This is a genomic window from Burkholderia sp. KJ006 (assembly GCF_000262695.1).
Taxonomy (GTDB): Bacteria; Pseudomonadota; Gammaproteobacteria; order Burkholderiales; family Burkholderiaceae; genus Burkholderia; species Burkholderia vietnamiensis.
The window spans coordinates 2,179,743-2,200,970 of record NC_017921.1; the positions used below are offsets into that span (position 1 = coordinate 2,179,743).

The window sequence follows — 21,228 nt, forward strand, 5'->3', positions numbered from 1 at the left end:
ATTTATGCATGACCACCGATCTGAACTGGGAACGCTACCGCACCTTTCTCGCCGTGCTGACGGAAGGGTCGCTGTCGGGCGCCGCGCGCGCGCTCGGCATCACGCAGCCGACGGCCGGCCGTCACGTCGCGGCGCTCGAGGCCGCATTCGGCCAGACCTTGTTCACGCGATCGCCGTCGGGGCTTCTCCCGACCGAGGCGGCCGTGGCGCTGCGCGGTCACGCGGAGGCGCTGCGCAGTGCCGCCGCCGCGTTCGAGCGGGCGGCCGCGAGCCACGGCGCCGGCGTGCGCGGGATCGTCCGCGTTTCGGCGAGCGACGTGATCGCGGTCGAAGTGCTGCCGCCGATGCTCGCGCAATTGCGCGGCGACCATCCGGGGCTCGTGATCGAACTGGTCTCGACTGACCGCATCCAGGACGTGCTGAACCGCGAAGCCGATATTGCGGTGCGCATGGCGCCGCCCGCGCAGGACGCGCTCGTCGCGCGGCGCATCGGCGCGATCGAGGTCGCGCTGCATGCGCGCGACGACTATCTCGCGCGCAACGGCGCGCCGTCGACGGTCGATGAGCTCGCGCGTCACGCGCTGATCGGTTTCGATACGGTGACGCCGTTCATTCGCGCGGCCGGCCGCGCGATGCCGCAGTGGAAGCGCGACGCGTTCGCGCTGCGCACCGACAGCAATCTCGCGCAACTGGCGATGATCCGTGCGGGGTACGGGATCGGTTTCTGTCAGAGCGCGCTCGCCAGGCGCGATGCGCGGCTCGTTCGCGTGCTGCCGGATACGCCCGCGCTCGCGTTGGAGACCTGGGTGGTCATGCACGAGGATCTGCGCACGAGCGCGCGCTGTCGCGTCGTATTCGACGCGCTCGCAAACGGGCTGCGTGGGTATGCCGAGGGGGGCGGCGAGTAGGGTTCTTCGATGCTGCGGTACGCGTGAATGGCTGGGGCGGGCGATGCGATGCGTGCGGCGGGCGACGGAGCGGCTATTTGGGATGTGGGGCGCGGGTGTTGATGTCGAGGGATTGGGTCGCTGGCACCGCTTCGACTACTCCGGCTGCTTTGGGTGCTTCGGCCGCTTCGACCGCTCCGGCTGCTCCGGCTGCTCCGGCTGCCTCGGACGCTTCGGCCGCTCCGGCTGCTTCGACCGCTTCAGCTTGGCAAGCAGCACATCGCGATACACGTCGAGCGCGGCGACGCCCTCACCCGCCCCGACGTCACATCAGCAGTTGTCGCGACAGCACCTCACGCGCCTGCGTCACCGTCTCGCGTTCGCCGGGCATCGGCGGCGTCAGAGAAAAGACCGCGTCGGGCAGCGCCGGCAGCCGGTATTTCGCCCCGAGCCGCACGAGGCCTTCGCCGATCGAAGACGCGCACAGGCAGCCGACGCCCAGCCCGGCCGCGAGCAACGACTGCAGCCCGGCGACGCCCGACGCGCTGTGCACGAGCCCGTACGGCACCTGCTGTTCATCGAGCGAGCGCACGGCGATCTGATGCATCATGCAGTCGTCCGGCAGCAGCACGAGCGGCAGCGGCTGCGGAAGCTGTTCGGCCAGCGCCGGCGCCGCGACCCACGACAGCGGCTCGCGCCGCAACACCCAGCGCGTATCGGCCGACGCAGGCCGGAACGGCCCGCGCGACAGGTGCATCACGACGCCGAGATCGATCTGCCCGCGCGCATGGGCCGCTTCGATGTCCATGCTCTTCATTGCGCTCACGTGCAGCCTCAGCTGCGGGTAGCATTCGCGCAATCGCGCGAGCAGGCCCGCCACTTCGTGCGTGCGGTAATAGTCGGTGATCGCGACGCGCAACTCGCCCTTGATCGCCTGACCGCGCACCTCGTCGAACGCCGCCTCGTTCAACGCGACGATGCGCCGCGCATGTTGCAGCAGACGCGCGCCGGCCGGCGTCGGCTCGACGCCGCGCTTGCTGCGTACGAACAACGACATGCCGGCGCGCGATTCGAGCTTGCGCACCTGCTCGCTGACCGTCGACTGCGACAAGTGCAGCAACGGCGCGGCCGCACTCAGACTGCCGGCGTCCGCGACCGCCGCGAACGTGCGCAATTGATCCAGATCGAAACCTCGCATCACGCACCCCATCCATCGAATAACCCGATGGATGCTACCACCAATTCCCGCTTTTCCGAACCATGGACGATGATCAGAATGTCGGTCAACCGCCGCGTCGCTCCATTTCGGCACCACCCGACATGCCGCGCGGCCCTCATTCTTTCGGACTTTCGTTCATGACCGACAACACACTCGCCCGTTGCGCCGCAGCCCCGGCCGGGACTGCGGCCGCGGCACCGGCACGCAGCCATCACGGCTGGGCTCTCGTCGTGCTGCTGATCGGCGCCATCCTGCCGCCGCTCGACTACTTCATCGTCAATCTCGCACTGCCGGCCATCCGCGACGGCATCGGCGCGCGGCCGGCCGAGCTGCAACTCGTCGTGTCGGCGTATGCATGCGCGAACGCGGTCGTGCAGATCACGGGCGGGCGCCTCGGCGACCTGTACGGCCGCAAGCGGATGTTCATGACCGGGATGGCGGGCTTCGTCGTGGCGTCCGCGCTGTGCGGGCTGGCCGACAGCGGCGCGGTGCTGGTCGGCGGCCGCGTGTTGCAGGGGCTGTTCGCGGCGATCCTCGCGCCGCAGGTACTCGCGACGATCCGCAGCGTGTTCAGCCCGCACGAGCAGGTGCGCGTGATGGGCTTCTACGGTTTCGTGTTCGGGCTTGCGGCCGTGATCGGTCAGCTCGGCGGCGGCGTGCTGATCGCGCTGCATCCGTTCGGTCTCGGCTGGCGCGCGATCTTCCTGGTCAATGTGCCGATCGGGATCCTCGCGCTGCTCGGCAGTTGGCGCTTCATTCCCGAAAGCAGGCCGCCGCGCGGCCAGCGCATCGACGTCCCCGGCATGACGCTGCTGTCGCTGTTCCTGCTGATGCTCGTCTATCCGCTCACGCATGGGCGCGAAGCCGGCTGGCCGCTGTGGATGGTCGCGTGCGTGGCCGGCGCGGTGCCGATGCTCGGCGCGCTGCTCGCGGTCGAAACGCGCCAGCTCGCCGGTGGACGCGACCCGTTGCTCGACGTGCGGCTGCTGCGCAATCCGGTCATCGCGCTCGGCCTCACGCTCGCGTTCCTGTTCTACATGCTCAGCGCGTTTTTCCTGAGTTACGGCATTTATCTGCAGGGATGCCTGAACTGGTCGGCGCTGCAGTCTGGGCTCGCGATCCTGCCGCTCGGCGTCGGCTTCCTGGCAAGCCCGTTGCTGATGCCGCGGCTCGTCGGCAGGTTCGGCGGCCATCGCGTACTCACGCTGGGCTTCGCGATGCTCGCGGCCGGCGTCGCGACGGCCGCCGCGCTGGCCGGCGAACACGCGCCCGGGCCGGGCTTTCATGCGGGGATCGCCGCGATCGGCATCGGGCAAGGCCTCGTACTGCCTTCGGTCGTGCGGATCGTGCTCGCGGAAGCCGACGCCGCGCGCGCCGGCGTCGCGTCCGGCATGGTGACGGCGATGCTGCAGATCGGCGCAGCGGTCGGCGCGGCGGCGCTCGGCGGCCTATTCTTCGCGCGGCTCGGCGCGCGGCCGGCGCCGCCCGACTACGTGCACGCGTTCAGCGCGACGATGTGGGCGCTGACGGCGGTATTCCTCGTGTGCGTCGTGTTGTCGGCAGCATTGGGGCCGCTGCAACGGCGGACGCAGGCGCGCGCGTGACGGTCAGCGGCGCAGCATCGCCGGCCGCGACATGACGAACGCGGTGCACGAGCGAGCCGTTGCGAGCGGCCCGCTCACGATTGCGGCTTGGGCGGCGCGTGACGCGCTTCCCATTCGGCGAGCTCGGCGCGATAGCGCGCAAGCGCTTCGTCGTACAGGTCGAAGACGCACGGCGAGCAGCCGCTGTTGCAGCAGTCTTCCAGTTCAGGTTGTTCGGGCGAGATGGGACGCGGATCGTCGGCGGGCGCATCCGCAGCGTCAGGCTTGGTCACGGCTTCGGTCGGTTGATGTCGAACGCGGAGTATAAGGCGATGGCCGGCTGCACGCAGGCTCACGCATGCACGCAGCGTCTCGCCGGCACATCGGCCGGCAGGCGTCGCGCGCGGTGGCGCGTGCGCTTACGCCTGCCGTGATGCCGAAGCCGAATGCGCTCGCGTGTCGCGTCGCTACGCGACCCGCCCGCTCACCGGGATCGATGCGCCGGTGATCGCCTGCGCGTCGTCCGACAGCAGAAAGCCGATCGTCGCCGCGAGCTGTTCGGGCCGCACCCAGCGCGAGAAGTCCGCATCCGGCATGTCGGCGCGGTTCGGCGGCGTGTCGATGATGCTCGGCAGCAGCGCGTTCACCGTGACGCCGCGATCGAGCAGTTCCGCGGCCAGCGCCTCGGTGAGCCGCGCGACGCCGGCCTTCGCGGCCGCGTATGCGCCCATTCCGGCGCCGGCCTTCGACGCGGCGCCCGCGCCGATGTTGACGATGCGGCCGGCGCCGCTCGCGATCAGATACGGCAGCGCGGCCTTCGACGCGTTCAACGCGGTCTTCACGTTCAGGTCGTACATGCGGTCCCAGGTGGCTGCATCGCCGTCGGCGATCGTCTGCCACACGAACGCGCCGGCGATGTTCAGCAGCGCGTCGACCTTGCCGAATTCGCGATTGACCATTTCCAGCGCACGCACGGCGGCCTGCGGATCGACGAGATCGATGCCGCCGATGCGCAGCGCGTCGGCCGGTATGTCGGGCAATGCCTGTGGCTCGGGCGCCAGGCCGCGGCCGATCAGCGCGACGCGGGCGCCGCGCCCGCCGAGCCATGCGGCCGTGGCGACGCCCAGATGGCCGAATCCGCCGGTGATCGCAACGGCCTTGCCTTGCAGGTCGTGTTCCATCGATATGTTCTCCTTGGTCTATGCGAGTTGAATGATGCCTGTCGAATGATGCGCGGTGCGCGATCGATGCAGGCGCTACGCGCGATCCGGCGCTTCGACAGCGTAGCGCCGTTCCCGGCCGCATGCGCGTAGCTGAGGACCGCCGGGCGGCCTCGACACCTCCGCGCGATCGGGCAGCCACGTCGGCGCACGCACCGAGCCGCTCGGCATGCGGGCATAATGCGCGAAGCCGCTGCGCCGCACGGCGCACCGCGGCCGCGTCGGGCGCGAGAGCGCCGCGTCCGGCCCGCACGGCACCACTCCAACCTCACGCGCCCATTCCATGCAAGTACTCGTCGTCGGCACCGGCAAACTGGCCGCCGAACTGCTCGCGTCGCACCGACTCGATCCCGCCGCCTGTGACGTGATCGCGTGGCCGCAGCGCACGCGCCCCGATACCCGCGCGATCGTCGTGCATGCGGGCTCGGGCCGCGAGCTGCCCGCCGTGATCGCCTTCTGCGATGCAACCGGCTCGCCGCTCGTCGAGCTGTCCACCGGCTTCGCGCTCGAAACCGGATCGTACGACTTCCCCGTCGTGCTGTGCCCGAACACCAACATCCTGATGCTGAAGTTCATGAGCATGCTCGACACCAGCGGCCATCTGTTTCGCGACTGCCGCATCAGCGTGACGGAGTCGCATCAGGCGAGCAAGACGTCCGTGCCCGGCACCGCGGTCGGCATCGCCCGGTCGCTCGGCGTGCCGGCCCATGATATCCGCTCGGTGCGCGACCCCGACGCGCAACGCGATGTCCTGCAGATTCCGGACGATCAGCTCGGCCGCCATGCATTCCATCGGGTCCGAATCGACGATGGCGCGTGCAGCCTCCAGTTCGAATCGCGCGTGTACGGCGCGTCGCCCTACGCGGACGGCGTGTCGCGAATCGTCGAGGCGGTGCGGCAGCACGCGCTCGAGCGGCGCCGGTACTCGGTCGTCGAGTTCATCCACAACGGCTGGCTGTAGCTGGGGCGGCGGGCGCGTCCGTGCGCTGTCGGCCGAGGCAACGGCGCATCGATCGCGCGCGATCGCAGCCGTCGCGGCACGTCGGCCTCGGTTGGAGTGTGCCGGTCACCGATGTCCACACGTCGTTCGCAACGTCGATCACGACGCTCACGGAGGTCGCGCGCTCGGTGGGATCGACGTAGTCGACGAAGTACCGGTCCTCGAGCGGCCGCGTGACGCGGCACGGCGCGCGCCCGCCTGCGTCGCTCGCCGTGTCGCGCCATTGCAGCGCGCCGACCTCGAACGAATAGGCGCGCCGCACGTCCCACGCGTCGGCAAGGACCATGGCTGCCCGACGAGTGAGCGCACGGGCGCGAGTACGTTCGCGTGTGGCGCGAAGACTTCCGCGAGCGCGCCGACCTGAAGGAATACCGGGTGCCGTCGTAGCAATTGCTTTCTCCCGCACAGCTTCCGGCCCGGCGGGCCGTCTACGCTGCTCATGTGTACATGGTGCACGTTGCGTGTGCCGCGCGGTATCGGCCGAACGGATGAGGGACGCGCGATACGGGAACGCGCTAAAGTGCATTTGATCCGCGTCGCGGCGGAGCGAGGAGCGAGGAGCGAGGAGCGAGGAGCGAGCATGCACCGTGTCACGCATTACCGACGAACCGACGAAGGCATCGAGGCGATCAGCCTCGATTCCGATCGCTCGTTTCCGCGGCACGCACACGACGAATTCGGCGTCGGCGTGATCGTCAGCGGCGCACACAGGTCGTGGAGCGGCCGCGGGCAGGTCGACGCGCTGGCCGGCGACGCAATCATGGTGAATCCCGGTGAGATGCACGACGGCATGCCGATCGATGCGGGTACCGGTCGCCGCTGGCGAATGCTGTACCTCGCGCCCGCACTGGTTGCCGGCATAGCGGCGGAAGAAGGCATCGGCGGTGTGGAACTCGCGAACCCGGCCGTGCGCGACGAGCAGCTCGCAGCCGCGTTCGCTCGGCTGCATGCGCGGGTCGTCGCGGGCAACGCGCCGCCTCTCGCACGCGACGAAGCGCTCGTGATGCTGGTGGCCGCGCTGCTCGCGCGGCATTCGAATCGCACGCTGCGGGCTGCGTGCGTCGCGCCGGCGATCCGCGCCGCGCGGGAACGGCTCGACGCGGCGCCAGCCGAACCGGCATCGCTTGCGGAACTGGCCGGGCTCGGCGGCGTGAGCCGCTTCCAGTTGTTGCGCGGCTTCGCGCGCGAGCTGGGCATCACGCCGCACGCGTATCTGATGCAGTCGCGCACGCGGCTCGCGCGTGCGCTGCTTGCGAGCGGCCGGCCGATCGCGGATGCCGCGGCCGAAGCCGGCTTCGCCGACCAGAGTCATCTGACGCGCGCGTTCGCGCGCCAGTTCGGGATCACGCCGGGGCGATTCCTGCAGGCGGGATGACGCTCCGCGCGATAGCGCGGGCGGTGCTGGCGATGCGTCGGTAGCAATGATCGCCGCCGAGCGGTGATGGCGGTAGCGGCAGTACTCACGATCGCTGTCGCTGTCGTAGCCGAAATAGCAATCGCAGTCGAAGCCGAAGCCGAAGCCCCAGTCCCAGCCCCAGTCGAAGCCAAAGTCGAATTCCCAGTTGTAGCGCAGCGGCAGTCGTAGTCGCAATCGCAATCACGGTCACGGTCCCGATCGCAGTCACGCCCGGCACACGATAATCACCCTCCCCGCACGACCACACCACCCGCCGCCCCTCACCGCCCGGAACCCCCCCGCAATTTCATTCAAGACGGCCGCATCGTCACCCGCGATGATGCGCCGCATGAACACACGACTGATCGGCTATCTCTATCTCACCGCCGCGATGGCGGGCGCCGGCAGCACCGTCATCGCGAGCCGCATCGCGGCCGGCGGCCTGCCGCCGTTCACCGCCACCGCGCTGCGCTTCCTGATCGCAACGCCGTTGCTGCTCGCGCTGATGCGCATCCAGCGCGCACGATGGCCGCGCGTGTCGACACGCGACGCGATCCTGCTGGTCGTCCAGGCGGCGGCCGGCGGCGTCGGCTACACGGTGCTGCTGATCGGCGGCACGAAACTGTCGTCGCCGATCGATGCGGGCGTGATGCTCGGCACGCTGCCGGCGATGTCGACCCTGATCGCGGCCGTCGTGCTGCGCGAGCGCCAGACGCCGCGCGACTGGTGCGCGGCCGCGCTCGCCACCGCCGGCGTGCTGACCGTCACGTTCGCGCCGGGTCACGCCATGCCGTCGCTGCGCACGCTCGCCGGCAACGCGCTGGTGCTGGCCGCCGTCGCATGCGAAGCCGTGTTCATCCTGCTGAACCGGCGGCTGTCGACGCCGCTGTCGCCGCTCGCGCTGTCTGCCGCGATGTCGGGGCTCGGCTTCGTGCTCGCCCTCGTGCCGGCCGCGTTCGAATGGCATGCGCTGGCGAGCGGCTGGACGCTCGGCGCCGTCGGCGCGATCGCGTATTACGCGCTGGTGCCGACCGTGCTCGGCTACGTGTGCTGGTACGCGGGTTCGGCGCGCACGAGCGGCACCGAAGCGGCGCTGTTCACCGCCGTCGCGCCGGTCTCGGCCGTGCTGTTCGCGGTGGCGCTGTTCGGTGAGACGCTCGGCGGCACGCAGCTACTCGGCGTTGCACTCGTCGTCGCGGCGATGCTCGTAGGCGCGACGCGGCGGCGTGATGCGACGACGCATCGACCGGCGGCGCAGGCGGACGCATCCGCATCGCAGATCGCCGAGTGATGCGGTCCGCTGCGCATCCCGCGTGACCGGCCAACGGTAACGATTGTAGGAATGTGTCGGCGCGCGGCAAAACCGTTGCACCGCGTCGCGCAAGATGCAATATTCGCGTGGCTTGGCCATTCGACCACCACCGAACGCATACGCATCGCCATGAACAAGAAGGAAGCCAAAACACGCATCGCGGCGCTGTTGTCCGCGGGCGCGAGGAAAGCCGACGTGCTCGCCGAGCTGGCGGGCCACGGCCTCAAGGAACAGTTGCTCGCGCGCCTGATCGCGTCGCGCCCCGATCCCGAGCTGTGTCGGAGAAACCGCGTGCACACGCGCATCCTGGTCGGGCTGGGCGTCGCGCAGCTATTGATCAGCGTCGCGCTCGCCTACGTGTTCGCCGCCGGTGGGCTCGGCATCGGCGCGACGCTGCTGTTCGGCGCGCTGACCGTGTCGTTGTCGCTGCTGTTCATCTGGGGCTTCGCGACTCACCGCGTCGGCGCGTATCACGCGTTCATCGTTCTGTCGCTCCTGCAACTGCCGAAAACCATCGCCGCGCTCGGTCGCGATCCGTCCGCCGCCCTGCCGAGCCTCGCCGTCACCGTGATCCTGGTCGGCTACGTGTGGTTCGTCCGTAACCGGATGTTCCCCGACTTCGGCTGGTTTTCGCCGCGCAAGATCGACGGCCGCTACGCCTTCGTCGAAAGCGCCTGACGCCGCGTTCGGCGTGACGCGGCCTCTATCGCGGGCCGCAAAAAAACACCGGCCCGCCCCGCGACGGCGGGACGGGCCGGTGTGTTCCGCGCAAGCCGGAACCGTTCGGCTTACTTCGCCTTCTCAGCCGTGTCGCTGATCGCCTGGCCGCCCTTCGAAATGTCCTGCCCCATGCCGGCAACGGTATTGCAACCGGCGAGCGCGGCGGTCACCACCAGCAGCATTGCAGCAATCGTACGCGTCATTCTCATTCTCCTTCGAGTCAACAAGCCCGACCGGGCAGATCGTGTCAGGCGGCGCGTCCCGCGGCATGCGGAACACGGGGCCTGAACGGATTATACGGAGACGCCCGCCGCGCGCCAGTGCACGCAGCGTCGCGGCCGCGCAGATTTTGCTTGACTTCGCCGTCGCCCGAACTAATATACGCATCGCGTATATTTTCCACCAGGGTGCCGCCGATGACCGTTCCCCAGCAAGCCTTCCTGCGCGACGCGATGCGCCGCCTCAACATGACGCGCGAAGCGTTCGCGAGCCGCATCGGCGTGAGCCGCCGTGCGCTCGATACGTGGCTGCTGCCCGACGATTCGCAGGAATCGCGCGGCATGCCCGAGATCGTCGAGCGCTTCGTCTCGGAAATCGTCGGGCGGGCCGGCCCGGATGGCGAAGACTATACGCAAAGCGTAGATAAGCAAGGCCTCGCGAAGCAGTTCCTGTTCGAAGGCAAGCCGCAGTTGATCTCGGTGGACCAATTCTCGCGCGACTCGGTGGAAGCGCTGTTCCGCGTCGCCGACGTGATGCAGCCGATCGCGCGCCGCCACAAGATTTCGCGCGTGCTCGAGGGCGCGGTGCTCGGCAACCTGTTCTTCGAAGCGAGCACCCGCACGCGCGTGTCGTTCGGGGCGGCGTTCTGCCGGCTCGGCGGCTCGGTGTGCGACACCACCGGCTTCACGTTCTCGTCGATGGCCAAGGGCGAATCGATCTACGACACGAGCCGCGTGATGGCCGGCTACGTCGACGCCCTCGTGATCCGCCACCCGGAGAAGGGCTCGGTGGCCGAATTCGCGCGCGCGACCAACCTGCCGGTGATCAACGGCGGCGACGGCCCCGGCGAGCACCCGAGCCAGGCGCTGCTCGACCTTTACACGATCCAGCGCGAATTCTCGCGCCTGGGCAAGATCGTCGACGGCGCGCATATCGCGCTCGTCGGCGACCTGAAATACGGCCGCACCGTCCATTCGCTCGTCAAGCTGCTGGCGCTGTATCGCGGGCTGAAGTTCACGCTGGTGTCGCCGCCGACGCTCGAGATGCCCGCGTACATCATCGATCAGATCACGACGAACGGTCACGTGATCGAGCAGACCAACGACCTCGCGGCCGGACTGCGCGGCGCGGACGTCGTCTACGCGACGCGGATCCAGAAGGAGCGCTTCACCGACGAATCGTTCGAAGGCTACACGCCGGAATTCCAGATCAACCAGGCGCTCGTCGACTCCGTATGCAAGCCCGACACGCTGATCATGCACCCGCTGCCGCGCGACAGCCGGCCCGGCGCGAACGACCTGTCCATCGACCTGAACCGCGATCCGCGCCTCGCAATCTTCCGCCAGACCGACAACGGCATCCCCGTGCGAATGGCGATCTTCGCGGTGCTGCTCGGCGTCGAGAATCTGGTTCAGCACTCGATGCGCGACGCGACGTGGCGCCCGCCTGCGTATCTCGGGCCGGAGGACGCGGTGTTCCACGGGATCGATTGACGCGCAGCGGCGCCGCGCGGCCGGATTCGTTCGCATCCGGCCGCGAACGCCGATGCCGGCAGCGCGAGCACGCGCGTCGCGGCGCATGTCGCCGGTCGCCGGTCGCACTCGCCAGCCGCCAGCCGCCAGCCGCCAGCCGCACAACTATCGTCGCAATCATCGGTAACGCGAGCGGCGTCCGCGCCTACGCGGCGATGCACGGCTCAGCACGTGCAATCCGCTGCGCTCGGCGCGACCATGCACGAACGCAACCGCTCGCCGACATTCTTTCCGCCACCCATCCGCCTGCGTCGGTAACATCGGCACTTGCCGATCGCCGACCGCTCCCGCACAATCGGCCCACCTGCCCTCCTCTCCCCGCGCCGATGTCCTATGCGTCACTCGCCACCGGCGTCCTGCTCGCCGGCGGTCTTGGTCAACGCTTCGATCCAACGGGGCTGCACAGCAAGCTGCTCGCACGGCTGCCCAACGGCACGCCGGTCGCGGTCGCCGCTGCGCGGCACCTTGCGGCGGCGACGGCGGACGTCGTCGCCGTCGTGCGTCCCGGCGCCGAAAAACTCGCGATGTTGCTGAACGAAGCCGGCTGCCAGGTCGTCTACGCACCCGACGCGATGCGCGGCATGGGCGCGAGCCTCGCAGCCGGCGTGCGCGCGGCGCCGGACGCGACCGGCTGGCTCGTCGCGCTCGCCGACATGCCGTGGATCGCCGCATCCACCTACGAAGCCGTCACGCGCGCGCTAGATGCCGATCGCGCATCGATCGTCGCGCCGATGCATCGTGGCGTGCGCGGTCATCCGGTCGGCTTTGCCCTGCACCATTACGATGCGCTCGCCGCGCTCGACGGCGATACGGGCGCCCGCGCGCTGTTCGCCAGCGCGCCGGTGCAGCTGCTCGACGTCGACGATCCGGGCATCGTGCGCGACGTCGATACGCCGGCCGATCTGCGCTGACGTCGACGCGCGCCGCCAGCGCAAGGTCCGAGATTCGGTGCGATATCAACCGCCGAGCGAATATCGCAGGCAATCGCACTGCAAACGCATGCCCGATTGCCTATAACGAAGACGAGGCGCGCTCACCGCGCCGTCCGCTTCCCCTGTCACGCATTGCGCGAGCTCTCCATGGATCACACTACCCCGATGCCCGAGCCCCCGGCCGACCCGAACCGCGATCCGGAAGACGACCCGTTGTCGCCGCCGGCGCCCGGCCACCCTCACGAGAATCCGCAACAACCGGACGGGCCGCCGAGCAAGGATCCGGTTTAGCCGACGGTTGCGCACGCATCGCGCATCGTTTGACCCGCAACAGCCATTAAGCGGCCGCGCTTTCCCGCGCGACGCGCGCCTCGTAAGTCTTCAGATGGTTGTACGCGATGCGCAACAGCGACAGTGCATCTGCCGCATGCGGGTCGCATCGCGCGAGCAGATCGCCGAGCACGTGATCGGCTTCGACGCGCGCGCGGTTCTCGACGTCGCGCAGCATCGATGCCGTCAGCGGCGACGGCGTCAGCACCATTCGCTGCATCCGCTCGATCGCGGCCGGCTCCGGGCGATAACCGTTGTGCGCGGCAATCGCGCTGCACTCGTCGAGCATGGCCTCGAGCAGGCGGCGCCCGTCCGGCGCGGCGAGAATATCGCCGACCGAACCGCGAAACAACGACGTGCTCGCGGCCAGGGTCGCGAGGAACACCCACTTGTCCCACATCCGCGCGACGATGTCGTCGCTGAGCGTCGCGTCGAAGCCCGCGCCGCCGAGCACGTCGGCCACCGCGCGCACGCGCGCCGATTCGCCGCCGCCGAGTTCGCCGAACGAGAGGCCGTGCGTGTCGTTCAGATGTACGATCCACTGCTCGCGATCGAGCGTCGCCGCGATCACGCACAGTCCGCCCAGCACCCGCTCCGCGCCGAACCGCTCGCGCAGCACGTCGAGATGACGCATCCCGTTGAGCATCGGCAGAATCGACGTCGACGGCCCGACGAACGGCGCGAACGACGCGATCGCGTCGTCGAGGCTGTACGCCTTGCAGCTGAGCAGCACCAGATCGAACGGCGCGGCCGCGTCGCCGGTGCGTAACGTCTGCACATTGGCGAGCGTCAGGTCGCCGCGCGGGCTGCGAATCATCAGACCATCGCGCGCGAGCGCCGCCGCGCGACCTTCGCGCACCAGGAACGTCACGTCGCGCGCGGCCGCCGCGAGGCGTCCGCCGAAATATCCGCCGACCGCGCCGGCCCCTACCACCAGAATCCGCATCGCTGCCTCCTTTCGCCTCGTTCAATGCCGCCACGCGGGCCGCTCGCCGGCCCGGCGCATGGCCGCAATCGTCAGACAGTATAGCGATGCAGACTATGCATATGCAGGGACGACCGCACGCCGGCATGCGACGTTCGCACGACATCTAAGGGATTTCCCGCCTACGGGAACGGTCGCGTCGAGCCGACAAACAAGTAAACCAGAAGTAAACCGCTAGGCCGTCCCGGCGCGCCTGCTTGACCGACCGACCTGATACCCATGCGCACCCTTTCCCTGAACCAGAAACTCGCTTCGATGATCGTCATCCTGTGGCTCGGCCTGCTCATGATCGCCGGGATCGGCGCGTGGCAGACGCGCACGTCGATGACGGCAGACCGCCGCGACCAGTTGTCCACGCTGGTTGCGCAGGCAACCAACGTCGCCGATCACTTCTACAAGCTGTCGCAGCAGAACGCGCTGTCCGAAGCCGACGCGAAACAGAAGGCGCTCGAAGCGATCGCCGCGATGCGCTACGGCACCGACGGCTACATCTCGATCAACGACTCGAAGCCGGCGATCGTCATGCATCCGATCAAGACGGAGCTCAACGGCAAGGACGTGTCGAACTTCACCGACCCGGACGGCAAGCATCTGTTCATCGAGATCGTGAAGGCCGGCAACGCGGACGGCGGCAAGGGCTTCGTCGAATACATGTGGCCGAAGCCGGGCGCCGACAAGCCGCAGGCCAAGACCAGCGCGGTGCAGCGCTTCGCGCCGTGGGACTGGTATCTGGTGACGGGCATGTACATGGACGACGTCTATGCGGCGGTGCTCGCGAGCGTCGGCCGCTGGCTCGTGATGACGGCCGTGCTCGGCGCGGCCGCGACCGTCGTGATGGTGCTGGTGCTGAAGAGCGTGCGTGCGAACCTCGGCGGCGAACTCGAGACTGCGCTCGACGCCGCGCAGCGCATCGCCCAGGGCGACCTCACCACGCGCGTGACGGTGAAGCAGGACGATCGCGGCAGCCTGCTGCACGCGCTGCATTCGATGCAGAGCGGCCTGATCGACATGGTGTCGCGGGTGCGGGCCGGCACCGAGAACATCAACGTCGGCGCGAGCGAGATCGCATCGGGCAACACCGACCTGTCGCAGCGCACCGAGGAGCAGGCAGCCGCCCTCGTGCAGACCGCATCGAGCATGGACGAGATGACCGCCAACGTGAAACAGAACGCGGACAGCGCGGCGCAGGCCGCAACGCTGGCAGGCCAGGCCGCGCAGGTCGCGACGCGCGGCAGCGAGGTGGTCGACGACGTCGTGCGCACGATGAACGAGATCACGGCCCGCTCGCACAAGATCGGCGACATCATCGGCGTGATCGACGGGATCGCGTTCCAGACCAACATCCTCGCGCTGAACGCGGCCGTCGAAGCGGCGCGCGCGGGCGAACAGGGCCGCGGCTTCGCGGTGGTCGCGGCCGAGGTGCGCTCGCTCGCGCAACGCTCGGCCACGGCGGCGAAGGAAATCAAGTCGCTGATCGTATCGTCGAACGAAACGGTCGAGCACGGCGCGACGCTCGTCACGCACGCCGGCGAAACGATGACCGAGATCGTGCAGTCGGTGCGCCGCGTCAACGAAATCCTCGACGAGATCAGCCACGCGTCGCGCGAGCAAAGCGCCGGCATCGAACAGGTCAACCGCGCGGTGGGCGAGATGGATCAGGTCACGCAGCAGAACGCGGCGCTCGTCGAGCAGGCGGCCGCTGCCGCGCATTCGCTGCGCGACCAGGCCGAGGCGCTGCGCGACGCGGTCACGCGGTTCTCGTTGCCGGCATGACGGGCTGATACCGGCGCGCTCGCGTCGGGTGGCTGGCCGGGGCTCACATTCGGTTGCGTGCGGTGTCGATGCGACGACGCACGCACGTGCGCTTCATAGGCGCGAACGCCCCCTTGCGCGGCGACGATCGCGCGGCGAACTGGCGTCTCGTGTCGCGGCCGGTTACGCAATTGCCCGGCCGTCCCCGCGGGGCGCACGTCGATCGAAGATGTATCGGCCGCGGCCGTTCAGATCCCTTCGTCCGTTTAGCCCGCTCGGCGCATTCGGCCCACTCCGCTCATTCACCCTTCCCACCGATCGGCGTTCACGGCCGATCGCATACCGCCCCACCGCGCGACCTTGCCGCCATCGACATCGCGCATACGCGTCGGCATCGTCATTCGCGCTGCATCACCGATACCGCACCCGCGCCGCGCAGCCGCCCTGCAGCCTGTCCGCCGCCGAAGCCGAGTGCGGCCGCCCGTTGAATCAGCTCGACATCGTTGTTCACGCCGAGCTTCTTCATCGCGCTGATCTTTTGCGCACTGACCGTCTGCTTGCCCTTGTTCAGCCGCTGCGCGATCGTCTTGATCGGCATGCCGTCGAGATACAGGCGGATCACCTCGATTTCGCGCGTCGACAGCTTGACGGGCGGCCCGTCCTGTTCGGCAATCGCATCGAGCGCGCTGCGCACGAGCGGCGACACATAGCGTCCGCCGCTGTAGGTCGAATGGATCGCCGTGACGATGTGGCCGACATCGTCGAACTTGCTGACGAGACTCGGACAGCCCTGCGCGACGATCGAGCGCAGGATCACCGGACTCTCGCTGCCGACCAGCGCGACCGTCCCGACGCCCGGGCGCATGCGCCGCAACCATGCGAGCAGCGCCAGACAGTCCATCGGTGGGCCGCCGCGGATCGAATAGTCAACCAGCGCGATATCGCAGTCGACATCGGCCAGCGCCGCGACCATGTCGGACGGGCTCCGGTAGGCGCCGACGAGCTCGATCGCGCACGCGTCGCCGGCGATATGCTCGACGCCGGCCAGCGTCAGCGGCCAGTCGTACGCGAAAACAGTGCGAATGTTGAATTTCCCCATGCGTGGTTCCTGAAGGTCGCGTGGCCGCGCGACGCGACACGTCGCGACGCGGCCGGTTGGGCGGTGACTCCGCGGGCGGGATATTTTTATCCCGCCGTCATTCTATGAAACGGCGCGCGGCCGGGATATCGGACGCGGTATAGATGGGCGTCCAGGGACGTAATACGAGTTTGATATTTCGATCGTCGTACGCGATCGCGGACGCGCGCATCGTCCGGACGGCCGACGTTGCGGGCCGTGCGGGCCGCGCCGCCTGCCGGCGCGGTAAAATTGCGGCCCAGCATGCCATTCCGGACGACCGGCCGACGGCAGCGCACGCCCGGCCGTGCGCCGCCGGCCGGCCCCCTGCTTCTTCCATGACCGAATCCGATCTGCACTCCGACGACACCACCATCCACGAAGACGGCCTCTGGCGCGACAACGGCTGGACGGCCCGCATCATCAAGAACGAGGACGACGACGGCTGGGCCGTCGAAATGATCAAGGACGGCGAGGCCGAGCCCGCACTCGTCGGCCCGTGGACGATGGGCCGCGACAAGAAGAACCCGAAGCCGATGGATGCGAACGCGTTCCGCACGCTAGTGAAAACCGCGACCGAAGTGCTGATGCGTCACGAGCAGCAGCGCCGCGCGATGCTGCACAAGGAAGTGACCGTGCAGCGCGACGACGGCATCGAGGTGTCGGTGACGCTCGACATCGTGCCGGACGAGTTCGAGCCGTATGCCGAACTGAAGGCGTTCGACCCGTACGGCGAACTGCTGGCCGACGCGAAGGTGTCGGCGGGATTCAAGCTCAACAAGGCCAGCGCCGCACGCTGGATCGAATCGGATTTCGAGCGCCCGGCTTAGGGCCTGTTCACGCCAATAAAGGGCTTGCGCTGGCCCCACGAACGCGTTCTTCCGAACAGGCCCTAACGCGGTCCGCTGCGCGTGCACGCCGCGTCACCCATGCAAGCCGTGCGTGGTCATCAGCCGGTACAGCGTGGCGCGCGACACGCCGAGCTGCGCCGCGACGTCGGCATGCTGCTGGCGACGGTTCCGCAGCAGCATCTCCTCGATCGTGCGGCGCTCCGCCTGCCGGCGCGCCTCCACGAGCGTCGGCGGGCGGCGCAACCGGTACTGGCTCAACTCGAGATCGTCGGCCGAGATCAGCGGGCCGTTCGTCATCACGACCGCGAAGCGGATCCGGTTGATCAGCTCGCGCACGTTGCCCGGCCATGCATAGTCGTGAATCGCCTCGATCGCGCACGGCATGAAGCCGCGAATCCGGTGCGGGCTGTCGCCCCGATAGCGCTGCAGCACGTGATCGGCGAGCAGCATGATGTCGCGGCCGCGCGCACGCAGCGGCGGCTCGTCGATACGCAGCACGCACAGGCGGTAATACAGATCGGCGCGAAAGCGCCCGGCCTGCATCGCCGCCTCGAGATCGACGTGCGTCGCGGACACGATCCGCACGTCCACCGGCACCGACGCGTGCGCGCCGAGCCGCTCGATCGTGCCTTCCTGCAGAAAGCGCAGCAGGCTCGCCTGGCTCTCGAACGGCATGTCGCCGATTTCATCGAGAAACAGCGTGCCGCCGTGCGCGGCCTCGATCCGGCCGATCTTGCGCTGGTGCGCGCCCGTGAACGCGCCGCGCTCGTGGCCGAACAGTTCGGCCTGCAGCAGCGTCGGCGGAATGGCCGCGCAGTTCACCGCGACGAACGGCGCGTCGGCGCGCGACGAATGCCGGTGGATCGCGCGGGCGGTCAACTCCTTGCCCGTCCCGGATTCGCCGGCGATGAACACCGCAGCGTCGGTGTTCGCCACCTTGCGGATGGTCGAGAACAGGCGCCGCATCGCGTCGCATGCGCCGATCATCGTGTCGCAGGGCGGCATCGCGAGCGCGGCCGGATCGGCGTGCGCGAGCTTCAGCATCCCGTACGCATGGCCGGCGAGATAGCCGATCGTCTTGCAGCCCGCGGCGCGCGACGCGAAGCCGAAACAGCACTGGCGGATCAGGCGCGCGAGCGCGACATCGCGCAGCAGCGCGTCGTCGGCGAGCGCGACCCAGCCGACGTGCGGGTCGCGCAGCAGCGCCTCGAACGCGGCCGCGTCACGCGCCGCGTCACGCATATTGAACGCGGTGAAGTCGACGATTCCCGCATGCAGGCGGTTCGCCTTCACGAGGTTGAGTGCGTCCGCAACGGACTTGGCGCGCGAGACGTCCCAGCCGCGCGACGCGAGACAGTCGACGAGCGCGGCGTCCGGACACGGCGACACGTAGACGAGCGGACGCGACGGCGCCGCATGATGGCGCGACGCGGCGACCGGCGGCGGCATGCACGCGATCCGCTCGGTTTCGGGATGGCTCGACAGTCTGATCCGGCAACATTGATTCACGATGGCCTCGTCACATGGCGTTGTCGGTCGGAGCGGGGCGCGCGACATGGCGCGCGGCCTGCCGGTCCGATCGGGAAAATGACGTTATCGGCAGAACACGACACGCCGCATATAGATCTGCGGTTCGACGACGGGCCGCGCGGACCGGTCCAGCTCGTCGCGATAGCGGCGGTAGGTCTTGCCGTCCACGGTCACGTCGCCGGCGCGCGCCGTCTCGATCGCGGCCAGGGCGTGGCTTTGCCAGTCGTCGACGCGCGCCGATGCCGACAGACTCGATGCACCGGCGATCGTCTGCGTGACCGTGCTGCCGTCGGCCCAGGGCTGCGTCTGCATGTCGTCCGCGTGCTGCATCGCGCCGACCGTCTTGCCGGTCGGCGTCGGGCCGCTCTGCGCGACGAACGGCGCGGCGCGGCCGTACACCGGCGATTGCCATGAAGGCGCGTGGCCTTCCTCGGGCACCATGTAGATCGTCTGCGGATCGCCGACCATCATCATCGGCACGCATGCGGTGTTGTCGGGGCGGCCGAGCGTCGTCAGCGACTGCTGGATGCTCGCGGCGTTCGCGACGCTCTGTTCGTTCAGGATCACGAACACCGCCGGATTCTGAAACAGCGACTGCGCGGCGGCGTGTGCGCCGACCAGCAGCAGAACGATCGAAAGGAACCTCATGATCCGCGCCTCCTGTCCCCTCGACAGGCAAAAAGAGGTGTTGGCCTCGGGGTAGAACCAACACCCGTCAAAGCTGTCGCGCGCATCGCGCAACCGGTTGCGGCGCTTGCCGTGCAGGCGGCATACCGGTTGCATCGAAGCGCGCTGCCGGTCACGACGACGTGCTCGTCGAGACGACGGTCGGCGCGGGCGCGAGCGGCGCCGACGGGGCGGCGTGCTGGTCGATCGCCGGCGTGGCTGTCGCGGGCACGTCCGCGGCTGGCACGGCTGCGGATTCGACCACGGCCGTTGCGTCGGCAGCGCTCGGGGCCGTCGCCGCCACGGGCTGGGCGGCTTCGGCGGCAGGCATGGCCGAGGCGATCGGCGCTTGCGGCGCGTGGTCGACTGCGTTGGCGTCGGCCGTCGGCATGGCCGGTGCGCCGGTGTCGGTCGCGGCCGGCGTGCGCGCGGACGCGTTGGCGGCGAGCGACGGGGCGGGGTCTGCGGGCTTGTCGGCGACCATTGGGGCCTTGTCGGCGGCGGTCGCCGCGGGTTCGGTGGTCTTTTCCGCAATCGTCGACGCAGGCTCCGCCGCCTTCTCCGCAACCGTCGGGACGGGTGCCGACGCCTTCTCTGCAACCACTGGTGCAGGCGTCGAGGCCTTTTCCGCGATCGCCGACGCAGGCTCTGACGCCTTCTCAGCAACCGTTGGGACAGCTGCCGATGCCTTGTCCGCAACCGCTGCTGCAGGCGTCGACGCCTTTTCCGCACTCATCGACACAGGCTCCGCCGCCTTCTCCGCAACCGTCGGGACGGGTGCCGGTGCCTTTTCCGCAACCACTTGTGCGGGCTTCGATGCCTCCTGGGCAACCATCGGTGCGGGCTTCGAAACCTTCTCCGCAATCACCGACGCAGGCGCGGGCACCTTATCCCCCGCGACCGGTGCCGGTGCAGGCCGTGACACGTTGTCCGCAACCGTCGCGGCACTCGGCGACACGGCAGCGGTCGCTGCAGCTGGCACCGCGCTCATCGCAGCCGACGCCGCAGCCACGCCCGGCACGACCGCGGCCGCCTGCGCACCATTCCCCGCAGCCGCCTGCGCCGCACCCGGCATCGCCGCCGCAGCCGGCGTGCCGATCGGCGCTCCCGCGACGAACGCCCCCGCCTGCCCAGCATTCCCCGCCACCGCCCGCATCTGCACAGGCGCCGGCCCAGCCGCATCGAGCGGCGGCAGCCCCATCCGGCTGCGCACGAGCGGATCGCGGTACTTCAAGTCGTCGGCGACGGTCGCATCGGCGGCAGGCGCGACGTTCGAGCGCGCGAGCGGCGCGGTCGTGCCCGGACACAGGTGGCCGGTCGCCTCGACCGCGCGGCGGTTCGCGTCGCTCTGGCACAGCAGCGCCAGCGCGACGTCGGTCAAGCCCATCGCGCGAAATTCGCGCGCATCGAGCCGTCGCACGCACGCCTGATCCACCAGCGTCGTGCCGCCGGTCGCGCCGAACCCCGGGAACGACACGCCGACGCTCACCGAGCCCATGCAGGTATCGGACAACGTGGTCGTCAGCCCGGGCGCCTGGATCGCCGGGTTCGTCTTGATCGTCTGCGTGCCCGAGTAGTTGACGTTCTCCGCCACCTGCGTGTTGTACGGGCTCGAGCCCGGCGCGCCGGCCGCGAGCGAGCTCGCGCTCTGCGGCGTCACGGTCGAGCCGCCGCTCGTCGACGAAGGCAGCGTCAAGTTGACCTGCACGCTCGAATTGCCGCTGCCGCGCACGCCGCTCGTGCTGCCGCTCGTCGCATTGCCGCCGCGCGAGCTCGTCACGTTGGTATTCATGCTCGAGCCGCCGCCCTGGCCGATGGCCGTCGACGACGTCGAGGACTGCGCGCTTGAAGTCGAGTCGGCGGTCTGCGCATGGGCGCCGATCGTGGCCAGCGCGAACATCGCCGCACTGGCCGCCCTGATCTTGCTGCTGTTCATTTTGATCTCCGGACGAGGTTGGACCGCCTACCCAGGCAACC

At 69.1% G+C, this 21,228-nt stretch carries 21 protein-coding genes; 11 read left to right on the plus strand and 10 right to left on the minus strand.

Annotation, left to right across the window (positions count from 1 at the left end):
* Nucleotides 1-8 precede the first annotated feature (8 nt).
* Nucleotides 9-908 (plus strand): LysR family transcriptional regulator, encoded by a 900-nt coding sequence (locus MYA_RS23495; RefSeq protein ID WP_014725368.1) that lies wholly within the window; start codon nt 9-11, stop codon nt 906-908.
* A 304-nt stretch (nt 909-1,212) separates the two neighbouring features.
* Here the strand turns inward: MYA_RS23495 and MYA_RS23500 are convergent, their stop codons facing one another.
* The gene (locus MYA_RS23500; protein WP_011882568.1) at nt 1,213-2,085 is read right to left on the minus strand and encodes a LysR family transcriptional regulator; all 873 of its coding nucleotides are present in this window, start codon (nt 2,083-2,085) and stop codon (nt 1,213-1,215) included.
* 158 nt (nt 2,086-2,243) lie between these two features.
* Here MYA_RS23500 and MYA_RS23505 point away from each other — a divergent pair, with 158 nt between their 5' ends.
* On the plus strand, nt 2,244-3,710 hold the full coding sequence (locus MYA_RS23505) for an MFS transporter (protein WP_041494213.1): 1,467 nt from the start codon (nt 2,244-2,246) through the stop codon (nt 3,708-3,710).
* Between the two features lie 74 nt (nt 3,711-3,784).
* Here MYA_RS23505 and MYA_RS23510 read toward each other — a convergent pair whose 3' ends face one another.
* Together MYA_RS23510 and MYA_RS23515 are read right to left on the minus strand one after the other, a co-directional pair.
* Nucleotides 3,785-3,982 (minus strand): oxidoreductase-like domain-containing protein, encoded by a 198-nt coding sequence (locus tag MYA_RS23510; protein WP_014725372.1) that lies wholly within the window; start codon nt 3,980-3,982, stop codon nt 3,785-3,787.
* Nucleotides 3,983-4,156: 174 nt separating this feature from the next.
* Complete coding sequence (locus tag MYA_RS23515) at nt 4,157-4,870, minus strand: SDR family NAD(P)-dependent oxidoreductase (RefSeq protein WP_014725374.1); 714 nt, start codon at nt 4,868-4,870, stop codon at nt 4,157-4,159.
* Between the two features lie 322 nt (nt 4,871-5,192).
* On the opposite strand from MYA_RS23515, the gene MYA_RS23525 reads away from it, so the two are divergent.
* Nucleotides 5,193-5,870 carry a dihydrodipicolinate reductase C-terminal domain-containing protein gene (locus tag MYA_RS23525; RefSeq protein ID WP_014725375.1) on the plus strand — a complete coding sequence of 226 codons (678 nt, stop codon included), beginning with the start codon at nt 5,193-5,195 and terminating at the stop codon, nt 5,868-5,870.
* Here MYA_RS23525 and MYA_RS23530 read toward each other — a convergent pair.
* Nucleotides 5,848-6,195 carry a MoaF N-terminal domain-containing protein gene (locus MYA_RS23530; RefSeq protein ID WP_050991239.1) on the minus strand — a complete coding sequence of 116 codons (348 nt, stop codon included), beginning with the start codon at nt 6,193-6,195 and terminating at the stop codon, nt 5,848-5,850. The two genes, MYA_RS23525 and MYA_RS23530, sit on opposite strands and share 23 nt — an antisense overlap.
* 294 nt (nt 6,196-6,489) lie before the next feature.
* Here MYA_RS23530 and MYA_RS23535 point away from each other — a divergent pair, with 294 nt between their 5' ends.
* The 3 genes from MYA_RS23535 to MYA_RS23545 all read left to right on the plus strand — a co-directional run bounded on the left by MYA_RS23535 (nt 6,490) and on the right by MYA_RS23545 (nt 9,295).
* Complete coding sequence (locus tag MYA_RS23535; RefSeq protein ID WP_014725377.1) at nt 6,490-7,284, plus strand: AraC family transcriptional regulator; 795 nt, start codon at nt 6,490-6,492, stop codon at nt 7,282-7,284.
* Nucleotides 7,285-7,654: 370 nt separating this feature from the next.
* Nucleotides 7,655-8,596: a DMT family transporter gene (locus MYA_RS23540; RefSeq protein ID WP_041494327.1), complete on the plus strand. Its 942-nt coding sequence runs from the start codon at nt 7,655-7,657 to the stop codon at nt 8,594-8,596.
* Nucleotides 8,597-8,746: 150 nt separating this feature from the next.
* Nucleotides 8,747-9,295 (plus strand): hypothetical protein, encoded by a 549-nt coding sequence (locus MYA_RS23545; RefSeq protein ID WP_034194326.1) that lies wholly within the window; start codon nt 8,747-8,749, stop codon nt 9,293-9,295.
* Nucleotides 9,296-9,405: 110 nt separating this feature from the next.
* Here the strand turns inward: MYA_RS23545 and MYA_RS23550 are convergent, their stop codons facing one another.
* Nucleotides 9,406-9,540, minus strand: a complete 135-nt coding sequence (locus MYA_RS23550) for an entericidin A/B family lipoprotein (protein WP_009688930.1) — start codon at nt 9,538-9,540, stop codon at nt 9,406-9,408.
* A gap of 213 nt (nt 9,541-9,753) precedes the next feature.
* On the opposite strand from MYA_RS23550, the gene MYA_RS23555 reads away from it, so the two are divergent.
* From MYA_RS23555 to MYA_RS32005, 3 genes are all read left to right on the plus strand, one after another.
* Entirely contained in the window at nt 9,754-11,049 is a 1,296-nt protein-coding gene (locus tag MYA_RS23555) for an aspartate carbamoyltransferase (protein ID WP_011882576.1), read from the plus strand.
* 365 nt (nt 11,050-11,414) lie between these two features.
* Entirely contained in the window at nt 11,415-11,999 is a 585-nt protein-coding gene (locus MYA_RS23560; protein WP_014725380.1) for a nucleotidyltransferase family protein, read from the plus strand.
* A 168-nt stretch (nt 12,000-12,167) separates the two neighbouring features.
* Nucleotides 12,168-12,311 (plus strand): hypothetical protein, encoded by a 144-nt coding sequence (locus tag MYA_RS32005; RefSeq protein WP_165487640.1) that lies wholly within the window; start codon nt 12,168-12,170, stop codon nt 12,309-12,311.
* 46 nt (nt 12,312-12,357) lie between these two features.
* Here MYA_RS32005 and panE read toward each other — a convergent pair whose 3' ends face one another.
* Nucleotides 12,358-13,296, minus strand: coding sequence for a 2-dehydropantoate 2-reductase (gene panE / locus MYA_RS23565; protein ID WP_014725382.1), 939 nt, complete (start codon nt 13,294-13,296; stop codon nt 12,358-12,360).
* 258 nt (nt 13,297-13,554) lie between these two features.
* On the opposite strand from panE, the gene MYA_RS23570 reads away from it, so the two are divergent.
* Entirely contained in the window at nt 13,555-15,108 is a 1,554-nt protein-coding gene (locus tag MYA_RS23570; protein ID WP_011882580.1) for a methyl-accepting chemotaxis protein, read from the plus strand.
* Between the two features lie 376 nt (nt 15,109-15,484).
* Here MYA_RS23570 and MYA_RS23575 read toward each other — a convergent pair whose 3' ends face one another.
* Nucleotides 15,485-16,186, minus strand: coding sequence for a response regulator transcription factor (locus MYA_RS23575; RefSeq protein WP_034194297.1), 702 nt, complete (start codon nt 16,184-16,186; stop codon nt 15,485-15,487).
* Between the two features lie 356 nt (nt 16,187-16,542).
* Between MYA_RS23575 and MYA_RS23580 the strand changes: the two genes are divergently transcribed.
* Nucleotides 16,543-17,034 (plus strand): hypothetical protein, encoded by a 492-nt coding sequence (locus MYA_RS23580; protein WP_011882582.1) that lies wholly within the window; start codon nt 16,543-16,545, stop codon nt 17,032-17,034.
* 93 nt (nt 17,035-17,127) lie between these two features.
* Here the strand turns inward: MYA_RS23580 and MYA_RS23585 are convergent, their stop codons facing one another.
* From MYA_RS23585 to MYA_RS23595, 3 genes are all read right to left on the minus strand, one after another.
* Entirely contained in the window at nt 17,128-18,504 is a 1,377-nt protein-coding gene (locus MYA_RS23585) for a sigma-54 dependent transcriptional regulator (RefSeq protein WP_085954512.1), read from the minus strand.
* A gap of 144 nt (nt 18,505-18,648) precedes the next feature.
* Nucleotides 18,649-19,233, minus strand: coding sequence for a hypothetical protein (locus MYA_RS23590; protein WP_011882584.1), 585 nt, complete (start codon nt 19,231-19,233; stop codon nt 18,649-18,651).
* A gap of 151 nt (nt 19,234-19,384) precedes the next feature.
* Nucleotides 19,385-21,187 carry a hypothetical protein gene (locus tag MYA_RS23595; protein WP_014725385.1) on the minus strand — a complete coding sequence of 601 codons (1,803 nt, stop codon included), beginning with the start codon at nt 21,185-21,187 and terminating at the stop codon, nt 19,385-19,387.
* Between the last annotated feature and the right edge of the window lie 41 nt (nt 21,188-21,228).